The sequence below is a fragment of the Flavobacterium sp. genome (assembly GCF_039916025.1).
GTDB lineage: Bacteria > Bacteroidota > Bacteroidia > Flavobacteriales > Flavobacteriaceae > Flavobacterium.
The window spans coordinates 41,946-49,541 of the sequence record NZ_JBDSMB010000070.1; the positions used below are offsets into that span (position 1 = coordinate 41,946).

The following is a 7,596-nucleotide window of genomic DNA, read 5'->3' on the forward strand; positions in this document are numbered from 1 at the left end:
GGTACGAAGTTATGAAGAATAACGTTTAAATCAAACCATTGATTTTTGCGTGTTGTAAAAGCATAATTGTCTTAGCATCTTTGATTTCTCCTGATGCAATCATGTTGTAAGCGGTATCAAAATTAAACTCCAGCACTTCGATATTTTCCTGTTCGTCTGCAACGCCACCGCCATCATTTATTTTCATGTCTTTGGTATATTCAGCAGCAAAAAAATGAACAATTTCAGTAACTGAACCTGGCGACATATAGACTTCGAATAGTTTTTGAACCGCCGAAATTTTATATCCTGTTTCTTCTTCGGTTTCTCTGCGAATGCATTCTTCGGCGTTGTCTTTGTCCAATAATCCGGCGCAGGCTTCAATCAGCATTCCGGTTTCATTGCCGTTCAAATAGGTTGGCAATCTGAACTGACGCGTCAGGATTACGGTTTTAGAGTTTTTATTGTACAACAAAATCGTAGCGCCATTTCCGCGGTCATAAGCTTCACGGGATTGTGTTTCCCAATTGCCATCTTTTTTGAGATAGTTATAGGTTACTTTTCGAAGAGTATACCAATTATCAGAAAGAACTTTGGTTTCTGTGATTTCTATTTTTGGGTTTTTCATAATCACTTAAAATTTCCAGTTTTTTTGTTGTGTTTCCGATAGAAATGTCCAGGCTACAATTCGGCTTATCTTTTGGCCTTGAGCCATGTCGATTGTTTTGATTTCTACCGCGCCAACTTTATTCAATATTTTATAAATGCTTTTCAGATTGTCTTTTTTGGACACTAAAGTCGTAAACCAAAGACATTGCATTGGATATTTGGCACTTTCATAAATCATTTGGGTGAGAAAACCAATTTCGCCACCATTACACCAAAGTTCTGCATTTTGTCCGCCAAAATTTAAAATTGCTTTTTCGTTTTTGGTATTCGTTAAAGTATTCACTTTTCGCAACGCACTTTTCGCAGCTTCTTCAGCTGAATTGTGAAACGGTGGATTGCAAATCGTGAAAGCGAATTTGTCTTCGGGTAAAATGATATTCTTAAAAATAAATCGAGATTCAATTTGTGATTGCAGACTGATTGCATCAATTAATTTTGGATTGTCACCAATGATTTTTTTGCAGTTCTGCAAGGCGCTTTCGTCAATATCTGTTCCGACAAAACTCCAGCCATAAGCTGAATTTCCGATAATTGGATAAATACAATTGGCACCAATGCCAATATCTAAGCCAACTACAGTTTCGCCTTCGGGAATAATGCCGTTATTAGAAGTTGCCAGCAAATCGGCGATGTAATGAATATAATCAGCGCGTCCCGGAATTGGTGGACAAAGATAATTCGCCGGAATGTCCCAGTTTTGAATGTCATAATTCGAAATCAATAAGGCTTTGTTCAAAACTTTTACCGCTTCAGGATTACTAAAATCAATCGTCTCTACTTTATGTTCGTTGATAAAAACAAAACTTTTTAATTCCGGACAAACTGAAATCAGTTGTTCAAAATCATAGCGAAACCTGTGTGGATTTCTAGGATGCAAAGTTGTTTTTTCGGTGGTATTTTTTTCTTTCATTTTATTTAATCCCAGCATTCCATTAATAATAAATCGCCTTCTTTGTGTGTGATTGAAACAATTCCGTCTTCTGTAACATGATTGCTGCTTCCGGTCCGGTAGCCAATGGTTAAATCTCCATTATCCAATGAATAAAAAAGATTTTTTGTAGAAATTCCGGTTACTTTTCCAATTGGAATTAACGACAGAATTGTATTGGCAGGATACCATTTTTCAAAATTTGTTGGAAGCAAATAAACTTTTGAATGATCGTCGAGAATGACAATTTTCAAAAGATTTCTGTAAGCAACGATATTGGTAAGATTGGTAATTGTATGATCAGCGCGTCTTCCGGTTGCCCAAATAACATTGGCTGCTTTGTGGCCTTTTTCGATAAGATAATCAAAAGCTTTTTCCAAATCGGTTTTGTCCTGATTGGGAGCGTGCACAATTTCTATTGGATATTGTTTTTCTTTGTAATGATTCGCATCAAAACCTCGGTCAAAATCACCTAACAAGACATCGACTTTGATTCCTAATTCTAAAACTCTTTCAATAGCAGAATCCAAAACGATTACTATAGGCGACCATTCGAGCAATTGCCCTAATAATTCGGAACTGCAGGCTTCACCATTTGCAATGATTAAAGCTGGTTCCTGGTCGTCGCGAACGATATGGTGTGAAGACATTTAGATTTAGGATTTCCGATTTAGTATTTAGGATTTATAAATCTAAAAACAAATCAATTATTCATCAAAGATACATTATTGCACTAAATATTGCGTTTTGACCACTTCGCATAATCTGAAATAGCCCAAGCAATAATTATCTTCATTGTTTTGATTGACCATATTTCCTCTAACGGTTGCTGGCGGAGTTTGAAACGGACTTCCTCCATTAGTTCCGGCAATACTCAGTAGAATATTCATATAATTGTAATATTGAGTTGAAATACCAAAAAGTGTGTAGTCAATTGTATCTCCAGGATTTAAATCGGAGTTGGAATACAAGCCAAATAATTGATTTCCTTGTTGGAAACGGTCGTCAAAAACTTGCAATTCCGGAAAAGCATTTATAGTCGTTACAAATCGCGACATATAAGAATTGTCCTCAAGACCATTATCCTGAAAATTGAATTTGACTTCAATGTCATTACCGTTAAAACCTGCATCATCTCTTTGCGTTATGTTTGTTATTTCGGGAACAGCTATCATTTTTTCTGAAGCAATATAAGTTTGTCCGGCATAATTTACGGTCAACACATAATTCTCTCCGATAACCGGAACAAAATTATTGCAAATGTATTCACCCGTATTTGGCACTTCTTCAATAAAGTTAAAAATAGTACCTGAACTGTTAGTAACAAAAACAACCGCCCCAGAAACACTTGGAATTACATTACTGTAAAAACCTGTTGTGGTGGATAATTTGACAAGTTGTTGATTTCCTGTAGTTCCTTTTTCCCAGTCAATGGAAGCATCTACAACTAATCTTGGTGCTGCAGTATCTAAATCAACCTTTACGACTTCTTCGCAACTATTTAAAACCAAAACCAATACTATAAAAAGTAGCTTTTTCATATTTAAAATTTAAAATTATAACTAACACTTGGCACAATTCCGAAAATCGAAAGTTTAACCGCTTCATTTGTTGCTGTATCCTCGTTTTGTCTAAAACTTATTGAGGCTGCATTTTTTCGACCATACGCGTTGTAAACACTAAAGACCCACTCGCTTTGCCATCCTTTTTTCTTTTCGGGCTTTGGTATGTAAGTTGCAGAAATGTCTAAATGATGATAGGTTGGAAGATGATTTTCATTTCGCAGTCCGTAGCTTGGAATAAGAATTCCCTGATATTCATATTTTCCGTTTGGATAGGTGACAGGCTGCCCGGATTGTAATGTAAATATTGAGCCAAACTTCCATTTTTTGTTCAATTCATAATTAGAAACAACAGCAAGATTGTGTGTTTTGTCAAAACCTGTTTTATACCAGTTTCCGTTATTAATTCCCAATTCCTGCGCTGTTCTTCCTGGTGTTTGTTGTTCGGTTCTTGCTAAAGTATAGGATATCCAACCTGTAAGCTTACCTTGATTTTTTCTAAACAAAATCTCTAATCCATATGCTCTGGCTTTTCCGTTAAGCACTACTTGTTCTATCGCTTCATTAGCAATCAAATCAGCACCATCAATATAATCAAGGCGATTTTTTATTTTTTTGTAAAAAGTTTCTACTTCCAAAGAATATTTATCCTGATTAAAATTCTGGAAATAACCCAGAGCTATTTGGTCTAGGGTTTGCGGTTTTAAGAAATTATCGCTTGGTGCCCAAATATCTAGTGGCGTTGGCGATTGCGTATTGGAAATTAAATGTAAGTACTGCGCCATTCGATTATAACTCGCTTTTATAGATTGATTGTCGTTAAACGAATAAGACATGGCAACTCTTGGTTCAAGATTATCAAAACTGGCAATCACATCATTACTTCCATAATATTTTGTTCCTGTTGGTGTGGCTTTCTCATAAATTTTGAAATCATTATTCCAAGTTACGGCTTGATTATTTGCATAGGTATTGATAGTTTGCTGACCTAATCTATAGAACAAGCTGTAACGCAAGCCATAATTTATTGAGAAATTTGGAGTTATTTTTTGTTCAATATCAAAATATAAATCTGGTTCAAACGCAAACTTTTTGGCTAATTGTCTTTCGTTGATGCTTGAATTATCGTTTATGGGTACAATTTTGCCTGGATTAAAATTATAATATTGCGCATTTACACCATAACTCAACTTTATTTTATCAGTCAAATAATGTTTAAAATCGTATTTGATGTTGAAGTTCTGTATGCCCGTATCAAAATTAAAACCTACAAAATCAAGCTTTAATCCATAGTAATAATCATTATATATTAAAGAAAGATTAGAAAATAATTTGTCCGAAAACAAATGATTCCATCTTAAATTAACGATAGTATTTCCATAGGTATTTACAAAATCTTTACTGATGCTAAAAACATCCCGACCAAAATAACCGGATAAAAGCAAGTTGTTTTTTTGATTGAGTTCATAACTCAATTTCGTGTTTAAATCATAAAAATAAGCCTTGTTTTGATTGTCAGCTAGTTTCAGGAAGATGTGAGCATAAGAGGCTCTCCCAGCAAGAAGAAAGGAGCCTTTTCCATTATCAATTGGCCCTTCTGCAAGCAATCGACTAGAAATTAAACCAATTCCACCACTCATGTGAAAACCGTTTTTATTTCCTTCTTTTTGATAAATATCCAAAACTGATGATAATCGACCACCAAAACGAGCGGGAATTCCACCTTTATACAATTTCAAATCTTTGATAGCATCCGCATTAAAAATAGAAAATAAACCAAAAAGATGTGACGAATTATATATGGTTGCCTCATCTAACAGCACAAGGTTTTGGTCAGCACTTCCACCACGTACGTTAAAACCGGATTGGCCTTCACCAGCATTGGTAACTCCCGGCAAGGTTAAAATTGATTTAAGAATATCAACTTCGCCTAAAACAACAGGCATTTGTTTTATGGTTTGAATAGAAAGTTTGTTGACACTCATTTCTGGTTTTCGGATTTCGGCACGTTTTTTATTTTCAGAAATGATGACTTCATCCAGTTGTTGTGAACTACCAGAAAGAAAAAAATTCTTTTTTATGTTTTGCGAAAGTTTAATTTTTTCTTCCATCTGCTCATATCCCAAATAGCTTATCAAAACAGTATATTCGCGATTTGGTAAAGTAATGGAATAAAAACCATATTCATTGGTTGTCAAGCTGGCTTTAGCCTCAACAATATATAGGTTCACACCGATAAGCGTTTCTTTATTATTACTATCGGAAATAGTTCCGCTAAGAGTAAATTTTTCTTGTGAAAAGGAAGTTAAAGTTCCAATAAGGAGTAGGAATAGGAGAATGATTTTTTTAAGCATGAAAATTAATTATGAAATTGAAATGCAAATTTAGCGTTCCTAATCCTTATTAGTTGCATAACATTTGTTAATCAATGGTTAATTTGGAACAATTTTTGACAGGAATTTGAATACTTTTACGACTTAAATAAACCCTATATGAAAGCAGCTTTTGCTTTTTTATTTTTAATCTTATTCTCCTTCAAAGGTTTCTCTCAATTTGAGCTGCCTAAGAAAACAATTAATATCGCTCCGGTTTCAAATCCTAAGGGAGCAGTTTCACCTACTTCTTCTAAAGCGATTACGTATCCCAGCATTTTTGATAAAAAAGATAAATTAGCAGAAAGTGTTTCATTGCTCAAGAAAAAGCCTGAGGATGAAAAAAGCATTTTTGAGAATAAGCAATTTGCGAGTCCGGCCATAGTGTATACGGATAAGATGAACAAGCAGGTTACCGATGGTAAAATTTACGATTACTATAAAAAAGATTACCTGTTGGCAACGTATAAATGTACAACAGCTATTGCCAAATTTGCCCTTAAGGACTTTGGTGATCCCGATGGCGATGTTGTTCGTATTTGGCTTAATGGAGAAATTGTTATCAACGCTATTACTTTAGAAAGTGGTTTTAGAGAAATCAAACTGGATCTTAGAGACGGACAAAATCTTTTAGTTATTGAAGCACTAAATGAAGGTACAGTTTCCCCAAATACAGCACAGTTTACAATTTTTAACGATAAAGGTGAAGTGATAGGCAATAATCTTTCCGGATTACTAACCAATGTAAAAGCCACGATTATCATTAATAAAGTTGATATTTTAGGGCAATAAAAAAGACGACTGATAAGTCGTCTTTTTAAATATTTCAGAACTAAATCTTATCCCAATTTAGCATCCAGATTTTCTTTAATTGCAGCTAGGAAACCTTCCGTAGTTAAATAATCAGCTTCTGTCAAACCTTCAGGTTTTACTAACATAGCTAAGTCTTTAGTCATTTTCCCGCTTTCAACAGTTTCCACACAAACTTGTTCCAATTTTAAACAGAAATCTATTAAAGCCTGGTTTCCATCTAATTTTCCTCTATGTTCTAATCCACGTGTCCATGCAAAGATTGATGCAATTGGATTAGTAGAAGTTGCTTTTCCTTGTTGGTGCATTCTGTAGTGACGTGTTACTGTTCCGTGCGCTGCTTCCGCTTCAACTGTTTTTCCATCAGGAGTTACCAAAACAGAAGTCATTAATCCTAATGAACCAAATCCTTGTGCAACAGTATCCGATTGTACATCTCCATCATAGTTTTTACACGCCCAAACAAATCCACCGCTCCATTTCATTGCCGAAGCAACCATGTCATCAATCAATCTGTGTTCGTATGTAATTCCGTCAGCATCAAATTGTGCTTTGTAATGTTGTTGGTAAACTTCTTCGAAGATGTCTTTAAATCTTCCATCATAAGCTTTCAGAATAGTGTTTTTGGTAGAAAGATATAATGGCCATTTTTTTGTCAGTGCCATTTGGAAAGAGGAATGAGCAAATCCGTAGATGCTTTCGTCTGTATTGTACATTGACATTGCAACTCCGTCACCTTTAAAATCATAAACATTCCATGTTGTCGTTTCGCCGGCTTCATTAGTAAACGCCATTGTCAAAGTTCCTTTTCCTTTGATTACCTTATCAGTAGCTTTGTATTGATCTCCAAAAGCATGACGCCCAATAACGATTGGTTTCGTCCAACCCTGAACATAACGCGGAACGTTTTTCATGATAATTGGCTCACGGAAGACCGTTCCGCCAACAATGTTACGGATTGTTCCGTTTGGTGATTTCCACATTTCAGAAAGATTGAATTCTTTAACTCTTTCTTCGTCCGGTGTAATTGTGGCACATTTGATACCTACGTTATATTTTTTGATTGCTTCTGCTGAGTCGATAGTGACCTGGTCTTTGGTAGCGTCACGGTGCTCTATGCCTAAGTCGTAATATTTGATATCTAAGTCTAGATAAGGAAGGATTAGTTGTTCTTTAATAAAGCTCCAAATAATTCGTGTCATTTCATCGCCATCCAATTCTACTACTGGGTTAGCTACTTTAATTTTTGCCATATTGTTGAGGTTGTTTTAATTTT

At 35.2% G+C, this 7,596-nt stretch carries 7 protein-coding genes; 1 reads left to right on the top strand and 6 read right to left on the bottom strand.

Annotated features, from left to right (window positions below; all coding sequences use genetic code 11):
* Window positions 1–25: 25 nt before the first annotated feature.
* From nudK to ABIQ27_RS04430, 5 genes are all read right to left on the bottom strand, one after another.
* Window positions 26–607 (bottom strand): GDP-mannose pyrophosphatase NudK, encoded by a 582-nt coding sequence (gene nudK, locus ABIQ27_RS04410; protein WP_348032406.1) that lies wholly within the window; start codon window positions 605–607, stop codon window positions 26–28.
* Window positions 608–613: 6 nt separating this feature from the next.
* Window positions 614–1,558 carry a 23S rRNA (adenine(1618)-N(6))-methyltransferase RlmF gene (rlmF, locus tag ABIQ27_RS04415; RefSeq protein WP_348032408.1) on the bottom strand — a complete coding sequence of 315 codons (945 nt, stop codon included), beginning with the start codon at window positions 1,556–1,558 and terminating at the stop codon, window positions 614–616.
* 5 nt (window positions 1,559–1,563) lie between these two features.
* Complete coding sequence (locus tag ABIQ27_RS04420; protein ID WP_348032410.1) at window positions 1,564–2,226, bottom strand: thiamine diphosphokinase; 663 nt, start codon at window positions 2,224–2,226, stop codon at window positions 1,564–1,566.
* A gap of 75 nt (window positions 2,227–2,301) precedes the next feature.
* On the bottom strand, window positions 2,302–3,117 hold the full coding sequence (locus tag ABIQ27_RS04425) for a DUF4249 family protein (RefSeq protein WP_348032412.1): 816 nt from the start codon (window positions 3,115–3,117) through the stop codon (window positions 2,302–2,304).
* Window positions 3,118–3,119: 2 nt separating this feature from the next.
* Window positions 3,120–5,492: a TonB-dependent receptor gene (locus tag ABIQ27_RS04430; protein ID WP_348032414.1), complete on the bottom strand. Its 2,373-nt coding sequence runs from the start codon at window positions 5,490–5,492 to the stop codon at window positions 3,120–3,122.
* A gap of 138 nt (window positions 5,493–5,630) precedes the next feature.
* Here ABIQ27_RS04430 and ABIQ27_RS04435 point away from each other — a divergent pair, with 138 nt between their 5' ends.
* Window positions 5,631–6,302, top strand: a complete 672-nt coding sequence (locus tag ABIQ27_RS04435; protein WP_348032415.1) for a hypothetical protein — start codon at window positions 5,631–5,633, stop codon at window positions 6,300–6,302.
* Window positions 6,303–6,349: 47 nt separating this feature from the next.
* Here ABIQ27_RS04435 and ABIQ27_RS04440 read toward each other — a convergent pair whose 3' ends face one another.
* Window positions 6,350–7,573 (bottom strand): NADP-dependent isocitrate dehydrogenase, encoded by a 1,224-nt coding sequence (locus tag ABIQ27_RS04440; protein WP_348032417.1) that lies wholly within the window; start codon window positions 7,571–7,573, stop codon window positions 6,350–6,352.
* Window positions 7,574–7,596 lie beyond the last annotated feature (23 nt).

Coding starts and splice junctions, on each gene's coding strand:
- rlmF (WP_348032408.1), bottom strand. CDS start 1,558: ATGAAAGAAAAAAATACCACCGAAAAAACAACTTTGCATCCTAGAAAT.
- nudK (WP_348032406.1), bottom strand. CDS start 607: ATGAAAAACCCAAAAATAGAAATCACAGAAACCAAAGTTCTTTCTGAT.
- ABIQ27_RS04420 (WP_348032410.1), bottom strand. CDS start 2,226: ATGTCTTCACACCATATCGTTCGCGACGACCAGGAACCAGCTTTAATC.
- ABIQ27_RS04430 (WP_348032414.1), bottom strand. CDS start 5,492: ATGCTTAAAAAAATCATTCTCCTATTCCTACTCCTTATTGGAACTTTA.
- ABIQ27_RS04440 (WP_348032417.1), bottom strand. CDS start 7,573: ATGGCAAAAATTAAAGTAGCTAACCCAGTAGTAGAATTGGATGGCGAT.
- ABIQ27_RS04435 (WP_348032415.1), top strand. CDS start 5,631: ATGAAAGCAGCTTTTGCTTTTTTATTTTTAATCTTATTCTCCTTCAAA.
- ABIQ27_RS04425 (WP_348032412.1), bottom strand. CDS start 3,117: ATGAAAAAGCTACTTTTTATAGTATTGGTTTTGGTTTTAAATAGTTGC.